We start from the raw sequence: 17,415 nt of genomic DNA on the forward strand, positions 1-17,415 counted from the left end.
CTCGGTCGTCGGCGACCATTCGGTCGTGCTTGCCGGCGAAGGCGAACTGGTGACGCTCTCGCACAGCGCGCGCGACCGCTCGATCTTCGCCCGCGGCGCGGTTGCCGCAGCGCTCTGGGCGCGCGACAAGAAGCCCGGCCATTATTCCATGCTCGACGTGCTCGGGCTTTCCTGAAAATCTTCCCGGAGGAATTCATCCCATGAGCGGAACTCTCGTCCTTGTTCGCCACGGCCAGAGCGACTGGAATCTCAAGAACCTTTTCACCGGCTGGCGCGATCCGGATCTGACGCCGCTCGGCATCCAGGAAGCCGAGGCCGGCGGCGAAGCGCTGGCAGCAACGGGCATCAAGTTCGACATTGCCTTCACTTCGGTGCTGAAGCGCGCCCAGGACACGTTGAAGATCGTCCTCGACAAGGTCGGCCAGCCGGGTCTTGAGACGATCCGCGACCAGGCGCTCAACGAGCGCGACTACGGTGATCTTTCCGGCCTCAACAAGGACGATGCCCGCGCCAAGTGGGGTGAGGAGCAGGTGCATATCTGGCGCCGTTCCTACGACATTCCGCCACCGGGCGGCGAAAGCCTGCGCGATACCGGCGCCCGCGTCTGGCCCTATTACATGACGGAAATCCTGCCGCGAGTGCTGCGCGGCGAAAAGGTCCTCGTCGCCGCTCATGGCAATTCGCTTCGCTCGCTGGTGATGGTGCTCGACCGGCTCAGCAAGGAAGAAATCCTCAAGCTCAACCTCGCGACCGGAGTGCCGATGGTCTACACGCTCAAGGCCGATTCGACCGTCGCTTCGAAGGACGTTCTCGGCGACATGTCCGGCGCGCACTGAGCTTTTGCTTTCAAAACATCCATGTGTTACACTGTACTGACAGCGTAACACATGGATTTGAAGATGACTGAGGCCACATTCACGTTCCGCGTCGAGGAAGAGCTGAAAGCCGCGTTCACTGAGGCTGCGAAAGCCGACGATCAGACAAGCGCGCAGTTGTTGCGCAAGTTCATGCGCGACTATATCAAGCAGCAGCAAGAAGCTGCGGATTACGATGTTTGGTTTCGCCAAAAGGTCCAGAAGGCGATAGATTCGGCGAATGCCGGTGACCTTCTTTCCGAAGATGACGTCGAAACCGAATTCGCTCCCTTACGGGAAGAGGCGCGGAAGTCGTCCGCTCAATGAAGCTTCTCTGGACGCCGCAAGCGCGCCGCGACCGCAGAACAATTTTTGACTACATTCGCCCTGAAAATCCGATGGCCGCGGCAGCCATGGACGATCAGTTTGCAATGGCGGCAGGCCAACTCTCCCGCCATCCCTATTCGGGGCGTCCCGGCCGTGTTTCTGGAACGCGTGAACTCCTCGCCCATCCCAGTTATCTGATGATCTATGACGTGCACGAAGGCGCGGTGCGGATTTTAGGTATCATCCATACCGCCCGCCAATGGCCGCCCGAATAGGCGACTTCAATTCTCGATCGTGAACTGCACCATATCGGCCGGAAAGCGGCTGACGGCGTATTGGACCGGCACGCCTTCGGTATCGGTATTGAGCGCGCGGGCGATGAGGATGATGGCTCCCGGCGAGAGCTGCAGGTCGGCGAGATCCGCCCCGTCCGCATGGGTAGCCGTCACTTCCGTCGAGACACGCAGATAATCCGAAAGGCCGAGCATTCGGAATGCGACCGTGATCGAACCGCTTTTGCTGTAGGCCTCCTCGATGCCGCCGAAACGGTCGGCCGGAAACCAGGTCGTCGAGCGGGAAACCGGGCGGTGATCCGCCTTCCTCAGCGTTTCCAGCCGGATCACCGGCGTGCCTTCGGGAATGCGCAGCCGGGCCGACAGATCGGTCGAGGCCGGTTCCTGCGCCGAATGAAGCAGCAGGCCTTCCTTTTCCCGCGCCTGGTCGCCGATACCCTCGCTGAACCTTGTGCGCCGCGTGATCGGGAAGTTCAGCCGTTCCTTGCGCTCGATCAGGGTACCGCGCCCCTGCACGGAACGGACGATGCCTTCCTGGGCGAGAGCGGCAAGCGCGCTTCTCACCGTATGGCGATTGACGCCGAATTGCGCAGCCAGCGTGAATTCCGGCGGCACCTTGCCGGTCGCGTCGTAGTCGCCGTTGGCGATCGAGGCGCGAATGCGATCGGCGATCTGACGCCAGAGCGCCACGCCGTTTTGCCGATGAACGTTTGCCTGCCCCGTATCCATGTCACACGCTTGTTATATGCGGAAGTTAGTAGTATAGGTAACTTGTATGGTTGTCTATATTAATAGACATTTTGGAGCTTGGCAATGGACCTGGCGAAACAAATCGGGCCGAACGCGGAAACCAACGGACGCCGCCGTGCGGTTGGCCTGCTTGCGCGGGCGATGACGGACGAATTGCGTGCCGCCTGGGACAAGCTTCCGGCCAAACCGGAGGTCAAGCCCGTACGTGGGCCGGAGACCGGACTGGTGATGGTCCGCGGCCGCATCGGCGGCGGCGGCGCGCCCTTCAATCTCGGCGAGGCGACGGTGACGCGGGCGACCGTGCTGCTCGCATCCGGCACTGCCGGCCATGGGCAGGCGCTCGGCACGTCCAAGGACAATGTCCGGCTTGCAGCCATTTTCGACGCGCTCTGGCAGGAGGTCGGCACGCGCGATTTCGTGGAGACCACGTTGCTTGCGCCTATCGAGGCCCGCATCGCGGCGGAGGACAAACAAAAGGCGGAGGAGACGGCAGCGACCCGCGTCGATTTCTTCACCATGGTACGGGGGGACGACTGATGAACATCAAGACGCAAGCGCTTTCCGGCGGGTTCGGGGAGCCGGTTTTCGAATCCCAGGGCGTGTTCCGCATGCTGATGGACGGCATGGCCCGTCCGGGAACGATCCGCGTCGTCGGACCGGATGTCGGTCAGCCCGAGCCGCTTGGAGGGGCAGCCGGGGCGATCGCCGTGACGCTCTGCGACCATGAAACGCCCGTCTGGCTGAGCGCCGGCCTTGCCAAATCGGCCACCGGCGAATGGATCGGTTTCCATACCGGAGCGCCGATCACCCGCGAAAAGGCGGAGGCCCGCTTCGCCTTTGTTGAAGCCGGCGCGACGCTTGCCTCGTTCGGCCTGTTTTCGGCCGGCACCCAGGAATATCCGGACCGTTCGACGACGCTGGTCATCGAAGTCGCAGCACTTGGCGAAGGCCTGCCGCTGACGCTGACCGGTCCCGGCATTCCGCATGCAACGACCGTCATGGTGAAGGGTCTTCCGGAAGTGTTTCCACGGCTTTGGGCCGACAACCGGGCACTCTTCCCGCGCGGCGTCGATGTCATCCTGACGGCCGGCAAGAGCCTGCTGTGCCTGCCGCGAACGGTGCGGATCGCAACGCAATGAACGGACGCCTGACTTTTTAGCCTTGTGGCCGCCTGCTCGGGGCAGCCGCTGGGGCCGAACGACCAAACCCTTCCCGCGTCTTCCATGGAATGCCGGTGATGGCCAGGAGAATGAACCATGTATGTTGCCGTCAAGGGTGGCGAGGCCGCCATCAACAACGCTCACAGGCTGCTGGCCGACCGGCGTCGGGGCGATCGCTCGCTCCCTTCCGTCACCATCGAGCAGATCGTCGAGCAACTGGGCCTCGCGGTCGACCGGGTGATGGCCGAGGCCTCGCTTTTCGACCGGGCGCTCGCGGCGCTTGCTGTCCGCCAGTCGCGCGGCGACATGATCGAGGCGATCTTCCTGCTGCGCGCCTATCGCACCACGCTGCCGCGCTTCGGTTCCTCCGTTCCGGTCGATACGGCCGCCATGAAGGTCGAGCGGCGCGTGTCGGCGACCTACAAGGACCTGCCGGGCGGCCAGCTTCTCGGCCCGACATTCGACTATACCCACAGGCTGCTTGACCCTTCGCTGCTCACCGACGAACCGGTCGATGAGCCGGAGCGCCGCGATACGCCGGAAGAGCACATCATGCGGGTTTCGGACATTCTCGCCCATGAAGGCCTGATCGAACCGGACGGCGAGTTTTCCGAGGACCATCAGGCCGGCGACATCACCCGCGAGCCGATGGAATTCCCGATGAGCCGCGATCTGCGCCTGCAGGCGCTCGCCCGTGGTGACGAAGGTTTCCTCTTGGCGCTCGGTTATTCCACCCAGCGCGGTTACGGCCGCAACCACCCGTTCGTCGGCGAAATCCGCATTGGCGAAGTGGAAATCGAGATCGAAGTCGCGGAGCTCGACTTTGCCGTTTCGCTCGGCCGCATCCAGGTTACCGAATGCCAGATGGTCAATCAGTTCAAGGGTTCGTCCAAGGCGCCGCCGCAGTTCACCCGCGGTTACGGCCTGGTGTTCGGCCAGAGCGAGCGCAAGGCGATGTCGATGTCGCTGGTGGATCGTGCGCTGCGTGCGGAAGAGTTGGGCGAGGACATTACCGCGCCGGCGCAGGACGAGGAATTTGTGATCTCGCATTCGGACAACGTCCAGGCGACCGGTTTCGTCGAGCATCTGAAACTGCCGCATTACGTCGACTTCCAGGCCGAGCTTGCGCTGGTGCGTAGGATGCGCTCGGACATCGAGGCGGCGCGCAATGGCGTTAAGGGCGGCCTGCAGGAGGCCGCCGAATGACCGTGATGCCGGTCCGGCCGCAGTTCGGGGGCGGCTCAATCGCCTCCCCCGTCACCACCACCGCCGCCATCGCAGGCGCCCGCGCTGCCGCTGTCGCAGCTGCTCACGGAACCTCCGGCCCAGCCGCCGTCGCTGCCCGCATTGGCAATCCGGGCATCCTTAGGGGGTTTGATGACATAAAAGGGAATGATGATCCCGCAGGCGACGAAGGCCGCGAAGACGGCCACGCCCAGCAATCCGTTCGAAGTGATGGCGTCCATGACAGCCTTTCCTTCTAGTTGGTTCATGCAGTCACAGGATACTCCAAGATGACGGACCTCGCCACCTACAACTTCGCCTATCTCGATGAGCAGACGAAGCGGATGATCCGCCGCGCGATCCTGAAAGCGATCGCCATCCCCGGTTACCAGGTGCCTTTCGCCTCCCGTGAGATGCCGATGCCCTACGGCTGGGGCACCGGCGGCGTGCAGGTGACCGCCGCGATTATCGGCCCGGAAGACGTGCTGAAAGTGATCGACCAGGGCGCCGACGATACGACCAATGCGGTCTCGATCCGCGCCTTCTTCCAGAAGGTCGCCAATGTCGCCGTCACCACCCATACCAAGGACGCGACGATCATCCAGACCCGCCACCGCATTCCCGAGCACAAGCTCGCCGAGGGCCAAGTCCTCGTCTACCAGGTGCCGATCCCGGAACCCTTGCGCTTCCTCGAGCCGCGCGAGACCGAGACCCGCAAGATGCATGCGCTCGAAGAATACGGGCTTATGCATGTAAAACTCTACGAGGACATCGCCCATAACGGCCGCATTTCGAAGACCTATGCTTATCCGGTGAAGGTCGCGGGCCGCTACGTGATGGACCCGTCGCCGACGCCAAAATTCGACAATCCGAAAATGCACCGCTCGGAGGCGCTGCAGCTGTTCGGCGCCGGCCGCGAAAAGCGCATCTACGCGGTGCCGCCCTATACGGACGTCGTGAGCCTCGACTTCGAGGATCATCCGTTCGAAATCCAGACCTTCGACAAACCCTGCGCGCTCTGCGGCGCCGAGAACGTTTATCTCGACGAGGTGGTGCTGGACGACAAGGGCGGCCGCATGTTCGTCTGCTCCGACACCGACAATTGCGAAGACCGCCGCGAACACGGCCATGCCGGCGCTCTGCTGGCGCCTGCCAAGGAGGCAGCGGAATGACACTGGTTGTGGCTTACCCCCCTCTGTCCTGCCGGACATCTCCCCCTCAAGGGGGGAGATTGGATAGACGCGCCCGCTCGATCCCTCTTGAGGACACCGCTTATCGAACTGCCCGATCCCATTTGGGGCTGAGGCTTACCCACTTGCCGATCTCCCCCCTTGAGGGGGAGATGTCCGGCAGGACAGAGGGGGGTGAACCCCACGCGCCGACATTCAAGGACAAAACGCCATGACCGACACCCCTCTTCTCAAAGTCAGCGGCGTCTCGAAATTCTATGGCAGCCGGATCGGCTGCAAGGATGTTTCCTTCGATCTGTGGCCGGGCGAAGTGCTTGCCATCGTCGGTGAATCCGGCTCCGGCAAGACGACGCTGCTCAACTGCCTGTCGACCCGGCTGATGCCGACGGCCGGCAGTGTCGAATACCGGATGCGCGACGGCAATTTCCGCGACCTCTACCATATGAGCGAGGCCGAACGGCGCTTCCTGATGCGCACAGACTGGGGCTTCGTGCACCAGAACCCGGCCGACGGCCTGCGGATGACGGTTTCGGCCGGCGCCAATGTCGGCGAGCGGCTGATGGCTATCGGCGACCGGCATTACGGCAAGATCCGCGAAACGGCGAGCGACTGGCTGACTCGTGTTGAAATCGGCACCGACCGCATCGACGATCAGCCGCGCGCCTTTTCCGGCGGCATGCGCCAGCGCCTGCAGATCGCCCGCAACCTCGTCACCGGCCCGCGGCTGGTGTTCATGGACGAGCCGACCGGCGGTCTCGACGTGTCGGTCCAGGCGCGCCTGCTCGATCTGGTGCGCGGCCTCGTCAACGATCTCGGCCTGTCGGCGATCGTCGTCACCCACGATCTCGCGGTCGCCCGCCTCCTGTCCCACCGGATGATGGTGATGAAGGACGGCCATGTGATTGAACACGGGCTGACCGACCGGGTGCTCGACGATCCGCGCGAGCCTTATACCCAGCTTCTCGTCTCTTCCATTCTTCAGGTCTGAGGAAAAACGATCATGGCAACTCCCCTCGTCGTTTCCGAGGTCTTCAAGAGCTTCACCATGCATCTGCGCGACGGCATCAAGCTGCCGGTCGTCAACGATGTGAACTTTTCGGTTGCGAGCGGCGAATGTGTCGTGCTTGGCGGCCCGTCGGGCATCGGCAAGAGCTCGATCCTGAAGATGCTCTATGGCAACTACGCCGTCGATGCCGGGCAGATCCTGGTCGACCACAAGGACCGGCTCGTCGATATCGCCCGTGCTGATCCGCGTACCGTGCTCGACGTGCGCCGCCATACGCTCGGTTATGTCAGCCAGTTCCTGCGCACCGTCCCGCGTGTCTCCGCGCTCGACGTGGTCGCCGAACCGCTGGTCGCCCGCGGTATCGCAGCCCCGGAAGCGCGCGGCAAGGCGGCCGAGCTGCTGGGCAAGCTCAACCTGCCGCAGGAGCTCTGGACCCTGCCGCCCGCCACGTTTTCAGGCGGCGAACAGCAGCGGGTCAACATCGCCCGCGGCTTCATCACCAGCCACCGAATCCTGCTCCTCGACGAGCCGACCGCTTCGCTCGACGCCATCAACCGCCGCGTCGTCGTGGACATGATCGCGGACAAGAAACGCGAGGGCGTCGCCCTTCTCGGCATCTTCCACGACGAGGAAGTGCGCGAGGCGGTGGCAGACCGCGTTCTCGACGTCTCCCAATTTTCTCCGCGAAAGGCAGTCGCTGCATGAGCGCCAAGGTCGGGCTCGAGCCCGCGATCCACGAGACGGCAAACGTCAGCAATTCTACGCTCGGCCCGTATACGGAAGTTGCCGAGCGCTGCCGCATCAGCGAGGCTGAGATCGGCGCCTATTCCTACATCATGCAGGACGGCTCGATCTGGTGTGCGACGATCGGCAAGTTCGTCAACATGGCGGCCTCGGTGCGCATCAACGCCACCAACCACCCGACCTGGCGGGCGACGCTGCATCATTTCACCTATCGCGCCGCCAGCTACTGGGACGACGCGGAAGACGAAAAGAGCTTCTTCGAATGGCGGCGCGACCATCGGGTCACGATCGGCCATGACGTGTGGATCGGCCACGGCGCCACGGTGCTGCCGGGCGTCACTGTCGGCAACGGCGCTGTGATCGGAGCCGGGGCGGTCGTCTCGAAGGACGTGGCGCCCTATACGATCGTCGGCGGCGTGCCGGCTAAACTCATCCGCGAGCGTTTCACAAAAGCGGTCGGCGAGGCGATGGACCGGCTTGCCTGGTGGGACTGGGATCACCTGAAACTGAGAGCTGCGCTCGATGATTTCCGGGCACTTTCGGCAGAGGAATTCGTGTCCCGTCATGCCACGTAACGGAAGCGTGACGGGCACTTTCGGAATATAATAAAACCGACATAAAACCGACATTCAGACTTCATCAACCATCGCTATCGAGCTCTCAGAAAAAGGCTGAATTGGCGAGAGAGCATGAAGTTCGAGTTGAGGGACATCACCCGCCGTTTCGGCGACCGTATCGCGGTGAGCGCCGTGAACGTCGAGATTCCCCAAGGCCAGATGGTCGGCATCATCGGCCGCTCCGGCGCCGGCAAGTCGACCCTGCTGCGGATGATCAACCGCCTGCAGGAGCCGAGCTCCGGCTCCATCTATTTCAACGGCGCCGAGGTCTCCTCCCTCAAGGGCCGAGCACTGCGCAACTGGCAGCGCGACTGCGCGATGATCTTCCAGCAGTTCAACCTGGTGCCGCGCCTCGACGTGATGACCAATGTGCTGCTCGGCCGTCTCAATCACCGTTCGACGACCATGAGCCTCTTGAAAATCTTCAGCCGTGACGAGCGCGTCATGGCGATGGCGGCGCTCGAGCGGCTCGGCATCGAACAGACGGCGTTGCAGGCCGCCGGAACATTGTCCGGCGGACAGCAGCAGCGGGTGGCGATTGCCCGTGCGCTGGTGCAGGCGCCGAAAATGATGCTCGCCGACGAGCCGATCGCCTCGCTCGATCCGCTCAATGCCAAGATCGTCATGGATGCGCTGCGCGACATCAACGAGCGCGAAGGCATCACTGTCATCACCAATCTGCACACGCTCGACACTGCCCGCAGCTATTGCGAGCGGATTATCGGCATGGCGGGCGGCCGCGTCGTCTTCGACGGACCGCCGCAGGAGCTCAATGCCAATGCGGTGCGCGAGATCTACGGCTCCGACAGGGATGGCGCCGGGATCGACGAGACGATGACGTCGACCAGCCTCGCCTCCACCCGTCGCGGCGAGGCTCCGGTCGCGATCGACACATCCGGCATGATGGCCGAAGCCGCCGCCATGCGCTGACCTGTTTCCGGCTGCCGACCCGCGGCCGGAAGACTGACGCCCTTTCCGGGTTGACCACCCCAATCACCAAAGGAGACTTCCATGTCTGCATTCCGCAAGATCCTGATGGCGACGATCGCCATCGCTGCCGTCGCCGGCCAGGCCCACGCCCAGAGCGCACCCGTTCTGCGCATCGGCCTCGATGGCGGCGAAAACGAAGCCGACCAGGTTCGCCGCACCGAATGCGTCAAGCCGGGCCTGATCGCCGCGACCGGCGCTTCGGATGTCAAGCTCTTCCCGTCGCCGAACTATAACGGCGTCATCCAGGGTCTGCTCGGCGGCACGATCGACCTTGCCGTCATGGGTGCATCCTCCTACGCTTCGATCTACATCAAGGACCCGAACGCCGTTACCCCGGTCCTGACCACCAAACAGGCCGACGGTTCGACCGGCTACTACTCGATCATGGTTGCCCGCAAAGATTCGGGCATCAAGACGCTCGCCGATGCCAAGGGCAAGAAGATCGGCTTTGCCGATCCGGACTCGACCTCCGGTTACCTCGTACCGAACGTCTCCCTGCCGAAGGACATCGGCATGCCGGTCAAGCAGTACTTCTCCGAAACCGGTTTCGGCGGCGGCCACGAGAACCTCGTTCTCGGCATTCTCGACAAGAAGTTTGACGTCGGCACCACCTTCGGTTCGGCTGTCGGCGACTGGGCGCAGGGCTACTCGTCCGGCAACCTGCACATCATGGTCACCAAGGGCCTGCTCGACATGGACGACATCGTCCAGGTCTGGAAGTCGCCGCTCATCCCGAACGGCCCGCTGATGGTTTCCAACAAGCTTTCGGACGACATGAAGAAGAAGGTGACCGCCTACTTCGCCGAACTGCCGAAGAAAGACAAGGCCTGCTTCGAGAGCTTCACGGGCGGCGGCTACGTCGACTGGTCGCCGGTCGACCAGAAGTTCTACCAGACCATCATCGACGCCCGTAAGGCCGTCATCGGCGGCTGATCCAACGTCTGATCAATATCTTGGCGGCGGCATCATGACGATGCCGCCGCTCGTTCAACAAGGATGCCCAGAATGGCGCACGTGGCCGAACCCGCTCAACTCAGCGGGCTGCAGGAAAGCTCCCGCACCATCCTCGACCATTACCAGCAACAGGTGCGGACCCGGCGGATCTATACCGTCGTCTCCATTGTGGTTTTCCTGATCGTGCTCGCTGCGTCGCTGGATTTCGCCAACGAAGCCAATTCCGGCAAGTTCTTCGAACGCCTTCCGTATTTCTTCGACTTCATCAAGAGCTTCGTGCCCAACAGCCCGCTGGAGATCTTCCGCGCCATGTTCGACCTGCCGTCGCCCTATGCCGACGGCTCGATCAAGTTCGACTATACAAGCGATCGCGTCTGGATCACCGACAGCTTCTACATTCCGAACTTCTTCTACCAGCTCGCTATCACCCTCAATATCGCGATCGTCTCGACCATTCTCGGCTCGACCGGCGCATTCCTGCTCTGCTTCTTCGCTTCCTCCAACCTCGTCGGCTCGCGGGCAGTGCGTTGGGGAGTGCGGCGGATCATGGAAATCATGCGCGCCTTCCCGGAGATCGTCATCGCCGGCCTTCTCGCCGCCATCCTGTCGATCGGTCCGATTGCGGCGATCATCGCGGTCTCCTTCCACACCATCGGTGCGCTCGGAAAGCTGTTCTTCGAAGTGGTCGAGAATGCCGACATGAGGCCGGACGAGGGCCTGCGGGCCTCGGGCGCCAGCTGGCTGGAGCGTGTCCGTTTCGCGATCCTGCCGCAGGTCCTGCCGAATTTCGTGTCCTATACGCTGCTGCGCACAGAGATCAACGTGCGCGCCTCGACCATTATCGGCGCCGTCGGCGGCGGCGGCATCGGCGAGGTGTTCAGCCTGTCGATCGGCCGCGACCACGCCGCCAAGACCTATGCGATCATCATCCTTCTCCTGGTCACCGTCATCTGCGTCGACCAGTTCTCGGCCTGGCTGCGCCGCCGGCTGATCGGCAGGCAATCGTTCGAATTCGGCCGGGGAGCCGCCTGATGTCCACTCTCGCCGTCAATGCCGCAGATCGCGAACGCCTGCTCGCCGCCTATCCGGAAGTCTTTCACCGCAGCTTCATGCAGCGCTGGGGCCTGGCGATCGTCGCCGTTACGGTCTTCGTCTACCTCGCCTTCTGCTTTTCCTTCTTCAACGTCATCCCGACCTTCGTGAACGGCAACTGGGACCGCGCGGCGATCTATATCCAGGACTGGTATTCCTGGCGGGCCCAGCCGCGCCTGCGCTTCCAGAACGGCCAGGTCGTGCCGCAATGGACGAGCCGCCGCCAATATCCCGAGGGTGCGGCGATCGACTGGCTGAAGCCGACCTCGAACGGCGGCTACACGGTCCTTTTCGGCGGCGAAAACCGCCTGGAAGTGACCCCGAGCCAGGTCGACGTCTATATCGACGGCAAGCTCTATCCCGTAGCGATCAACGGGGACCGAGCATCTCTGCCGGCAGGCGCCCCGGCACGGATGGAGCAGGACGACAGCAAGGTCAATGTCCGGTTCGGCTTCGCCGGCCAGGCGGAAATCCGCAGCAACCAAGTCTATATCCAGCGGCGTTTTCTCGGCTGGGCGAATTTCTTCTTCGACACGCACTCGCCGTTCTGGGGCCGCAGCGTCACCGGCGTCGCCGGGCTTGTGCTCTTCGGTGAGCGGCTCGATCCGGCTCAATCGAATGCCTCGCTGGCGCTCGACAATTTCCTGAACAATGGCAGCTGGCAGCACGGCGACATTCTCTCCAAGCTGATGCAGACGCTGGTCATGGCCTTTGTCGGCACGCTGTTTGCCACCCTCGTCGCCTTCCCGCTCGCCTTCGTCGCGGCGCGCAATATCACCACAAGCCGGCCGATGAACTGGGGGATGAAGCGCTTCTTCGACTTTCTGCGCTCCATCGACATGCTGATCTGGGCCTTGTTCTTCACCCGCGCCTTCGGCCCGGGGCCGTTGCCGGGGATCGCCGCCATCTTCTTCACGGACACCGGCGCGCTCGGCAAGGTCTATTCGGAAGCGCTGGAGAATGTCGACGACAAGCAGCGCGAGGGCGTCAAGTCGGTGGGTGCCGCGCCGGTCATCGTGCAGCGCTACGGCGTCGTGCCGCAGGTCCTGCCGATTTTCATCTCACAATCGCTGTATTTCTGGGAGTCCAACACCCGTTCGGCGACCGTGATCGGCGCTGTCGGAGCCGGCGGTATCGGCCTCAAGCTGCTCGAATCCATGAAGACCAATGCCGACTGGGACAAGGTCGCCTACATGGTCCTGCTGATCCTTCTCGTGGTCTTCGTCTTCGACAACCTCTCGAATGCGCTGCGTTCGCGGGTCATGGGCAAAAAGGGTCACTGACCGGCCGGATTATCATCATTCTGTCACGGAAATCTTTTAGCCGAAGGTCCTGTTTCGCCGGCCGGTAGACAGCTAAGGTCGGCCGGCCTTCTCCTGATTCCGGAATCCCGTTTTGCGCTACGCTCTCTATTTTTCGCCCGCCGAAAACCATCCGCTGACGAAGGCGGCAGCGCGTTGGCTCGGTCGTGACGCCTTTACCGCCGAGACGTTTCCGACGCCTGATGTCGAAGGCCTGTCCCGCGACACCATCCATAAACTGACTGCCGATCCGCGCCGCTATGCCTTTCACGCGACGCTCAAGGCGCCGTTCGAACTGCACCCCGACCGGACGGAAGCCGAGCTCATCAAGGCCGCCGAACGCTTTGCCGCAGAGACGCCGGTCTTCGATATCCCGAACGTCATCGTCGGCCAGCTGGGGCGGTTCTTCGCGCTGGTGCCTGACACGATTTATCCGGAGCTCCAGCATTTCGCCGGACGCGTCGTCGAAGAGTTCGAACATTTTCGCGCGCCGCTGTCGGAGGACGATATCGCACGGCGGAAACCTGATATGTTAAGCTCTGCCCAGCGCGCCAATCTCGATCGCTGGGGTTATCCTTATGTCATGGACGAGTTCCGCTTCCACATGACGCTGACGGGCCAAGTCCCGGCCGAGGAGGCACCTGCCATGCGCCGCGAGCTCGATCGGCGCTTCGCCGATTTCGCCAACGCACCGCTGACCGTCGATGGTCTCGCCATCTTCGTAGAGCCGGAGCGCGGCGCACCCTTCATCGCCCATCGCTGGCTTCCGCTGGCATCCGCCTTCGAAAACAGAAAGACCGCATCATGACCGCCGAACTCGTGCTCACCAATGCCCGCATCGTGCTCGAGGACAGCGTGATCGCCGGTTCCGTCCAGATCCAAGGCGGCAAGATCACCGATATCTCGGAAGGCAACGTTCATACCGGCGAAGATTTCGAGGGCGACTATCTGATCCCAGGCCTAGTCGAACTTCATACCGACCATCTGGAACAGCATTATTCACCGCGTCCTGGCGTGCGCTGGAACACCACGGCGGCGATCCAGGCCCATGACGCACAGATCGCCACCTCCGGCATCACCACCGTCTTCGACTGCCTGCGCATGGGCGCCGACGAGGACGGCGGTTTTGCCCACGGCGAAATGCGCGCCATGGCGGATGCGATTGCCGCCGCCGGCGCATACGGCCGCCTGCGTTCCGAACACTTCCTGCATCTGCGCTGCGAAGTCTCCGCCGACAATTGCATGGAGCATTTCGTCGACTTCGAGAACGATCCGCATGTCCGGCTCGTCTCGCTGATGGATCACGCGCCGGGCCAGCGGCAGTTCCAGACGATGGATCAGTACACCCTGTATTACCAGAAGAAGCGCGGCCTCAGCGACGAGGCATTCGCCGCCTTCGTGGCCAAACGCCAGGAAGAATCGGCACGCAACGCGACACCGCACCGCGCTGCGATCTCGAAGGTCTGCGCCGAGCGTGGCATCACCGTCGCAAGCCATGACGACGCGACGCTTTCCCATGTGGGCGAAGCGATCGACAATGGCGTTCGGCTGGCGGAATTCCCGACCAGTTTCGATGCGGCAAAGGCTTCCCACGAAGCGGGCATGAGCGTGCTGATGGGGGCGCCGAACATCGTTCGCGGCAAGTCGCATTCCGGCAATATCGCCGCCCGCGACCTTGCCGAGCGGGGCGTGCTCGACGTGCTCTCCTCCGATTACGTGCCGCTCAGCCTGCTGCATGCACCCTTCGTGCTTGCCGCAGAGGTCGAAAGCATCTCGCTGCCGAAGGCGCTCGCCATGGTCACATCGACCCCTGCCCGTACAGTCAGCCTCGATGATCGCGGCCGGATCGCGACGGGCCTGCGCGCCGATATCGTTCGCGTCCATCACGAAGAGGGCGTTCCCGTCTCCCGTGCCGTCTGGCGGGAAGGCCGGCGGGTCGCCTGATGGACGCCAGGCCGACAACAATGGAATCGGAGCGACGCGGCTGCATGGTCGCCGTCGTCGGCCCGAGCGGGGCCGGCAAGGACACGCTGATGGCCTATGCCGCCCGGTTCTTCGAGGGCCGCGATGACGTCGTCTTCGTGCGGCGGATTATCACCCGCGATGCCGCCGCCGGCGGCGAGGATCACGACGGCGTTTCCGAAGCGGAATTCGAAGCTCTGGAAAGGGCCGGCCGTTTTGCGGTCTCCTGGGGTGCCCACGGCCTGCGATACGGCATTCCCGCCGAGACGAAAGAGGCCATGGCAAGAGGCCAGCTGGTCGTCGCCAACGGCTCGCGGTCCGCGCTTGCCCGGTTCAAAGATACCTATCCGTCGCTCGTGGTCATCAACATCACCGCCAGCCTGAACGTGCTCGCCGCCCGGCTCGAAGCGCGCGGACGGGAAACGCGCGAGGAGATACTTCGGCGTCTCGAACGCAGTTCGCTTGCCGTGACCGGCGACTACCAGGTGGTGACGATCGACAATAGCGGATCGCTCGAAGATGCCGGCAAGGCCCTGGTCGACGCTCTCAACGGTTGCTTTGCGAGCCACCCGACTGGTTAGCGAAAAACGTTCGATCGTTCTTTAAAGTCCCTGATCCGGCTCTATTTGCCTTTCCTTATATTATGAAAGGAAAAAACCATGGGCCAGAACAAACCGCGCGACAGGCACCATTCCGACGGGGCAACCGCCATCGATCTGGAAGCGCGCGTCGTTGTTCTGGAAATCGTCTCCATGACGGCTTTGGCGCTCGCCATGGACACGTCCGAAAATGCGGATGTCGAACACGCCCGCGGAATCAGCAACCTCGTTCTCGAAGCCGTGCACCAGCGCTGTCACGAGATGAACATGCCGGAGGATGCGCGGCTCACCGCCTGCACCTATGCCGACGAGCTGCTTTCGACCGCGCTTCTGTCTCTCTATCCGCAGGAACACTGAGCCTCAAGCTCAATGCGCCTCGTCCCAATTGCTGGCGGCGCGAGCATCGACCTTCAGCGGCACCCGCATCGAGATCGCCGGCATGGCTGCGTGCTCCATGGTCGAGATGATCACCGGCAAGGTCTTGTCGATCTCTTCGTTTTCGACCTCGAAGATCAGTTCGTCGTGCACCTGCAGCAGCATACGGGCTCTTCCGTTCAGCCCGGCCGTTTCCAGCGCCGGCTCCATCTTCGCCATCGCCCTGCGAATGATATCTGCGGCCGAACCCTGGATCGGCGCATTGATCGACGCACGTTCGTTGAAAGCGCGCACCGATGGGTTGGAGGATTTGATCTCCGGATAATGCGCCCGGCGGCCGAAGATCGTCTCGACGTAACCGTTCTCGCGGGCGAAGGTCTTGGTGCTTTCCATGTAATCGCGGATGCCCGGGAAGCGCTCGAAATACTTCTTGATGTAGTCGCCCGCTTCCGAGCGTTCGATCGACAGCTGGTTGGCCAGTCCGAAGGCGGAAATGCCGTAGATGATGCCGAAGTTGATCGCCTTGGCGCGGCGGCGCACTTCGCTGGGCATGCCTTCCACCGGCACGCCGAACATTTCCGAAGCCGTCATCGCGTGAATGTCGATCCCATCGGCAAAGGCCTGGCGCAGTTGCGGAATGTCGGCCACATGCGCAAGCACGCGCAGTTCGATCTGGCTGTAGTCGGCGGAAACCAGCTTGTGGCCGGGCGTCGAGATAAAAGCGGTGCGGATCTTGCGGCCTTCCGCCGTACGCACCGGGATGTTCTGCAGGTTCGGCTCGGAGGAGGACAGTCGGCCTGTGGTGGTGGAGGCAAGCGAGTAGCAGGTGTGGACCCGCTTGGTCTGCGGGTGGACATAACCCGGCAGCGCGTCCGTGTAGGTGGATTTCAGCTTTGTCAGCTGGCGCCAGTCGACGATCTTGCGCGGCAGGGGATGACCTTCGGCAGCCAGGTCTTCCAGCACGCTGGCCGAGGTCGACCACTGGCCGGTCTTGGTCTTGGCGCCGCCCGGCAGGCCCATCTTCCCGAACAGGATGTCGCCGAGCTGCTTTGGCGAACCGATGGTGAATTTTTCCCCCGCCAACTCGTAGATCTCATCTTCGAAGGCGGCGGCCCGCTGGGCAAGCTCTCCCGAAAGCCTGGACAGGATCTGCCGGTCGATGGTGATGCCGCGCTCTTCCATGCGGGCGAGCACCGAGACCAGCGGCCGCTCAAGCCGTTCATAGATGCGGGTCAAGCCCGCAGCCGCCAGCTGCGGTTTCAGCACCATCCACAGGCGCAGCGTCACGTCCGCATCTTCCGCGGCATAGGCGGTCGCCTTGTCGATATCGACGAAATCGAAAGTGACGCCCGCCTTGCCGCTGCCGGCGACTTCCTTGAAGGTGATCGGCTTGTGGTTCAGCCAGCGCTCCGACAGTGCGTCCATGCCGTGGTTCGCCTTGCCGGCTTCCAGCACATAGGACATCAGCATCGTATCGTCATAACCCTCGACGGTGATGCCGTGGCGCCTCATCAATAGGTAATCGAATTTCAGGTTCTGCGCCACTTTGAGGACCGACGGGTCCTCCAGCAGCGGCTTCAGACGCGCCAGCGCTTCCCTGGTCGAGATCTGGTTTTCGGCAAGCCCGCCGCCGAGCAGATCGCCGACGCCGGTCTTGTGGATCAGCGGCACATAGGCCGCGCGGACTTCTAGGCCGGACGGGTTGGCGATATTGTCGGCAAGCGCCAGCGAAAAACCAACCAATTCCGCCTGCATCGGATCAAGCGACGTGGTTTCCGTATCGAAGGCGACAAGGCCGGTTTCCTGCGCCGCGCGGATCCAGTCGTCGAGCACCGTCAGGTCCCGGATGGTCACGTAGCAGCTCGGATCGAGCTTGGCCTTGGCAAAGGCTTCGATGCGGGCCTCAGCGAGTGCGGTCGGCGTTGCCGCCTCCATGCCCTTGGCGACCGGCGCCTTGGCCGGATGAGGCGGCGCTTC

At 62.9% G+C, this 17,415-nt stretch carries 22 protein-coding genes; 19 read left to right on the forward strand and 3 right to left on the reverse strand.

The window, feature by feature from the left end:
* From MOV63_RS28430 to MOV63_RS28445, 4 genes are all read left to right on the forward strand, one after another.
* A partial coding sequence (locus tag MOV63_RS28430; protein WP_309500853.1) for a dihydrodipicolinate reductase C-terminal domain-containing protein occupies positions 1–175 on the forward strand: 175 nt, incomplete at its 5' end.
* 25 nt (positions 176–200) lie between these two features.
* Entirely contained in the window at positions 201–836 is a 636-nt protein-coding gene (locus tag MOV63_RS28435) for a 2,3-bisphosphoglycerate-dependent phosphoglycerate mutase (RefSeq protein ID WP_247038916.1), read from the forward strand.
* A gap of 51 nt (positions 837–887) precedes the next feature.
* Positions 888–1,181 (forward strand): CopG family ribbon-helix-helix protein, encoded by a 294-nt coding sequence (locus tag MOV63_RS28440; RefSeq protein WP_405029392.1) that lies wholly within the window; start codon positions 888–890, stop codon positions 1,179–1,181.
* Positions 1,178–1,456 (forward strand): type II toxin-antitoxin system RelE/ParE family toxin, encoded by a 279-nt coding sequence (locus MOV63_RS28445; RefSeq protein WP_247038917.1) that lies wholly within the window; start codon positions 1,178–1,180, stop codon positions 1,454–1,456. The genes MOV63_RS28440 and MOV63_RS28445 overlap by 4 nt, the downstream gene beginning before the upstream one ends.
* A 6-nt stretch (positions 1,457–1,462) precedes the next feature.
* On the opposite strand, the gene phnF is transcribed toward MOV63_RS28445, so the two are convergent.
* Entirely contained in the window at positions 1,463–2,203 is a 741-nt protein-coding gene (gene phnF / locus MOV63_RS28450) for a phosphonate metabolism transcriptional regulator PhnF (RefSeq protein ID WP_247038918.1), read from the reverse strand.
* An 84-nt stretch (positions 2,204–2,287) separates the two neighbouring features.
* On the opposite strand from phnF, the gene phnG reads away from it, so the two are divergent.
* The 3 genes from phnG (at position 2,288) to MOV63_RS28465 (ending at position 4,590) form a co-directional block, all read left to right on the forward strand.
* A complete protein-coding gene (gene phnG / locus MOV63_RS28455) occupies positions 2,288–2,761 on the forward strand; it encodes a phosphonate C-P lyase system protein PhnG (RefSeq protein WP_247038919.1) in 474 nt (157 codons plus the stop codon).
* A complete protein-coding gene (gene phnH, locus MOV63_RS28460; protein ID WP_247038921.1) occupies positions 2,761–3,363 on the forward strand; it encodes a phosphonate C-P lyase system protein PhnH in 603 nt (200 codons plus the stop codon). The genes phnG and phnH overlap by 1 nt, the downstream gene beginning before the upstream one ends.
* 117 nt (positions 3,364–3,480) lie before the next feature.
* Positions 3,481–4,590, forward strand: a complete 1,110-nt coding sequence (locus MOV63_RS28465) for a carbon-phosphorus lyase complex subunit PhnI (protein ID WP_247038923.1) — start codon at positions 3,481–3,483, stop codon at positions 4,588–4,590.
* Positions 4,591–4,625: 35 nt separating this feature from the next.
* Here the strand turns inward: MOV63_RS28465 and MOV63_RS28470 are convergent, their stop codons facing one another.
* Complete coding sequence (locus MOV63_RS28470; RefSeq protein WP_247038925.1) at positions 4,626–4,850, reverse strand: hypothetical protein; 225 nt, start codon at positions 4,848–4,850, stop codon at positions 4,626–4,628.
* A gap of 48 nt (positions 4,851–4,898) precedes the next feature.
* Between MOV63_RS28470 and MOV63_RS28475 the strand changes: the two genes are divergently transcribed.
* The 12 genes from MOV63_RS28475 (at position 4,899) to MOV63_RS28530 (ending at position 15,420) form a co-directional block, all read left to right on the forward strand.
* The gene (locus MOV63_RS28475) at positions 4,899–5,780 is read left to right on the forward strand and encodes an alpha-D-ribose 1-methylphosphonate 5-phosphate C-P-lyase PhnJ (protein ID WP_247038926.1); all 882 of its coding nucleotides are present in this window, start codon (positions 4,899–4,901) and stop codon (positions 5,778–5,780) included.
* A gap of 229 nt (positions 5,781–6,009) precedes the next feature.
* Positions 6,010–6,786, forward strand: coding sequence for a phosphonate C-P lyase system protein PhnK (phnK, locus tag MOV63_RS28480; protein ID WP_247038928.1), 777 nt, complete (start codon positions 6,010–6,012; stop codon positions 6,784–6,786).
* 12 nt (positions 6,787–6,798) lie between these two features.
* The gene (phnL, locus tag MOV63_RS28485; protein ID WP_247038930.1) at positions 6,799–7,509 is read left to right on the forward strand and encodes a phosphonate C-P lyase system protein PhnL; all 711 of its coding nucleotides are present in this window, start codon (positions 6,799–6,801) and stop codon (positions 7,507–7,509) included.
* Positions 7,506–8,123 carry a DapH/DapD/GlmU-related protein gene (locus tag MOV63_RS28490; RefSeq protein WP_247038932.1) on the forward strand — a complete coding sequence of 206 codons (618 nt, stop codon included), beginning with the start codon at positions 7,506–7,508 and terminating at the stop codon, positions 8,121–8,123. The genes phnL and MOV63_RS28490 overlap by 4 nt, the downstream gene beginning before the upstream one ends.
* A 114-nt stretch (positions 8,124–8,237) precedes the next feature.
* Entirely contained in the window at positions 8,238–9,095 is an 858-nt protein-coding gene (gene phnC, locus MOV63_RS28495) for a phosphonate ABC transporter ATP-binding protein (RefSeq protein ID WP_247038934.1), read from the forward strand.
* 81 nt (positions 9,096–9,176) lie between these two features.
* Positions 9,177–10,088: a phosphonate ABC transporter substrate-binding protein gene (phnD, locus tag MOV63_RS28500; RefSeq protein ID WP_038548034.1), complete on the forward strand. Its 912-nt coding sequence runs from the start codon at positions 9,177–9,179 to the stop codon at positions 10,086–10,088.
* 72 nt (positions 10,089–10,160) lie between these two features.
* A complete protein-coding gene (gene phnE / locus MOV63_RS28505) occupies positions 10,161–11,141 on the forward strand; it encodes a phosphonate ABC transporter, permease protein PhnE (RefSeq protein WP_038548031.1) in 981 nt (326 codons plus the stop codon).
* Positions 11,141–12,484, forward strand: coding sequence for a phosphonate ABC transporter, permease protein PhnE (gene phnE, locus MOV63_RS28510; RefSeq protein WP_405029393.1), 1,344 nt, complete (start codon positions 11,141–11,143; stop codon positions 12,482–12,484). The genes phnE (MOV63_RS28505) and phnE (MOV63_RS28510) overlap by 1 nt, the downstream gene beginning before the upstream one ends.
* Before the next feature lie 112 nt (positions 12,485–12,596).
* Positions 12,597–13,310, forward strand: coding sequence for a DUF1045 domain-containing protein (locus MOV63_RS28515; RefSeq protein ID WP_247038936.1), 714 nt, complete (start codon positions 12,597–12,599; stop codon positions 13,308–13,310).
* Positions 13,307–14,446 (forward strand): alpha-D-ribose 1-methylphosphonate 5-triphosphate diphosphatase, encoded by a 1,140-nt coding sequence (locus tag MOV63_RS28520; protein WP_247038938.1) that lies wholly within the window; start codon positions 13,307–13,309, stop codon positions 14,444–14,446. Before MOV63_RS28515 ends, MOV63_RS28520 begins: the two co-directional genes overlap by 4 nt.
* A 20-nt stretch (positions 14,447–14,466) precedes the next feature.
* Positions 14,467–15,045, forward strand: coding sequence for a phosphonate metabolism protein/1,5-bisphosphokinase (PRPP-forming) PhnN (gene phnN, locus MOV63_RS28525; RefSeq protein WP_247038940.1), 579 nt, complete (start codon positions 14,467–14,469; stop codon positions 15,043–15,045).
* Between the two features lie 78 nt (positions 15,046–15,123).
* Complete coding sequence (locus tag MOV63_RS28530; RefSeq protein ID WP_247038942.1) at positions 15,124–15,420, forward strand: hypothetical protein; 297 nt, start codon at positions 15,124–15,126, stop codon at positions 15,418–15,420.
* 9 nt (positions 15,421–15,429) lie between these two features.
* Here the strand turns inward: MOV63_RS28530 and polA are convergent.
* On the reverse strand, positions 15,430–17,415 hold a 1,986-nt coding region (gene polA, locus MOV63_RS28535; protein WP_247038944.1), incomplete at its 5' end, for a DNA polymerase I.

Origin of the sequence: Neorhizobium sp. SHOUNA12A, from assembly GCF_023006505.1 — a bacterium.
Lineage (GTDB): Bacteria > Pseudomonadota > Alphaproteobacteria > Rhizobiales > Rhizobiaceae > Neorhizobium.

Coding starts and splice junctions, on each gene's coding strand:
- MOV63_RS28435 (WP_247038916.1), top strand. CDS start 201: ATGAGCGGAACTCTCGTCCTTGTTCGCCACGGCCAGAGCGACTGGAAT.
- MOV63_RS28440 (WP_405029392.1), top strand. CDS start 888: ATGGATTTGAAGATGACTGAGGCCACATTCACGTTCCGCGTCGAGGAA.
- MOV63_RS28445 (WP_247038917.1), top strand. CDS start 1,178: ATGAAGCTTCTCTGGACGCCGCAAGCGCGCCGCGACCGCAGAACAATT.
- phnF (WP_247038918.1), bottom strand. CDS start 2,203: ATGGATACGGGGCAGGCAAACGTTCATCGGCAAAACGGCGTGGCGCTC.
- phnG (WP_247038919.1), top strand. CDS start 2,288: ATGGACCTGGCGAAACAAATCGGGCCGAACGCGGAAACCAACGGACGC.
- phnH (WP_247038921.1), top strand. CDS start 2,761: ATGAACATCAAGACGCAAGCGCTTTCCGGCGGGTTCGGGGAGCCGGTT.
- MOV63_RS28465 (WP_247038923.1), top strand. CDS start 3,481: ATGTATGTTGCCGTCAAGGGTGGCGAGGCCGCCATCAACAACGCTCAC.
- MOV63_RS28470 (WP_247038925.1), bottom strand. CDS start 4,850: ATGGACGCCATCACTTCGAACGGATTGCTGGGCGTGGCCGTCTTCGCG.
- MOV63_RS28475 (WP_247038926.1), top strand. CDS start 4,899: ATGACGGACCTCGCCACCTACAACTTCGCCTATCTCGATGAGCAGACG.
- phnK (WP_247038928.1), top strand. CDS start 6,010: ATGACCGACACCCCTCTTCTCAAAGTCAGCGGCGTCTCGAAATTCTAT.
- phnL (WP_247038930.1), top strand. CDS start 6,799: ATGGCAACTCCCCTCGTCGTTTCCGAGGTCTTCAAGAGCTTCACCATG.
- MOV63_RS28490 (WP_247038932.1), top strand. CDS start 7,506: ATGAGCGCCAAGGTCGGGCTCGAGCCCGCGATCCACGAGACGGCAAAC.
- phnC (WP_247038934.1), top strand. CDS start 8,238: ATGAAGTTCGAGTTGAGGGACATCACCCGCCGTTTCGGCGACCGTATC.
- phnD (WP_038548034.1), top strand. CDS start 9,177: ATGTCTGCATTCCGCAAGATCCTGATGGCGACGATCGCCATCGCTGCC.
- phnE (WP_038548031.1), top strand. CDS start 10,161: ATGGCGCACGTGGCCGAACCCGCTCAACTCAGCGGGCTGCAGGAAAGC.
- phnE (WP_405029393.1), top strand. CDS start 11,141: ATGTCCACTCTCGCCGTCAATGCCGCAGATCGCGAACGCCTGCTCGCC.
- MOV63_RS28520 (WP_247038938.1), top strand. CDS start 13,307: ATGACCGCCGAACTCGTGCTCACCAATGCCCGCATCGTGCTCGAGGAC.
- phnN (WP_247038940.1), top strand. CDS start 14,467: ATGGAATCGGAGCGACGCGGCTGCATGGTCGCCGTCGTCGGCCCGAGC.
- MOV63_RS28530 (WP_247038942.1), top strand. CDS start 15,124: ATGGGCCAGAACAAACCGCGCGACAGGCACCATTCCGACGGGGCAACC.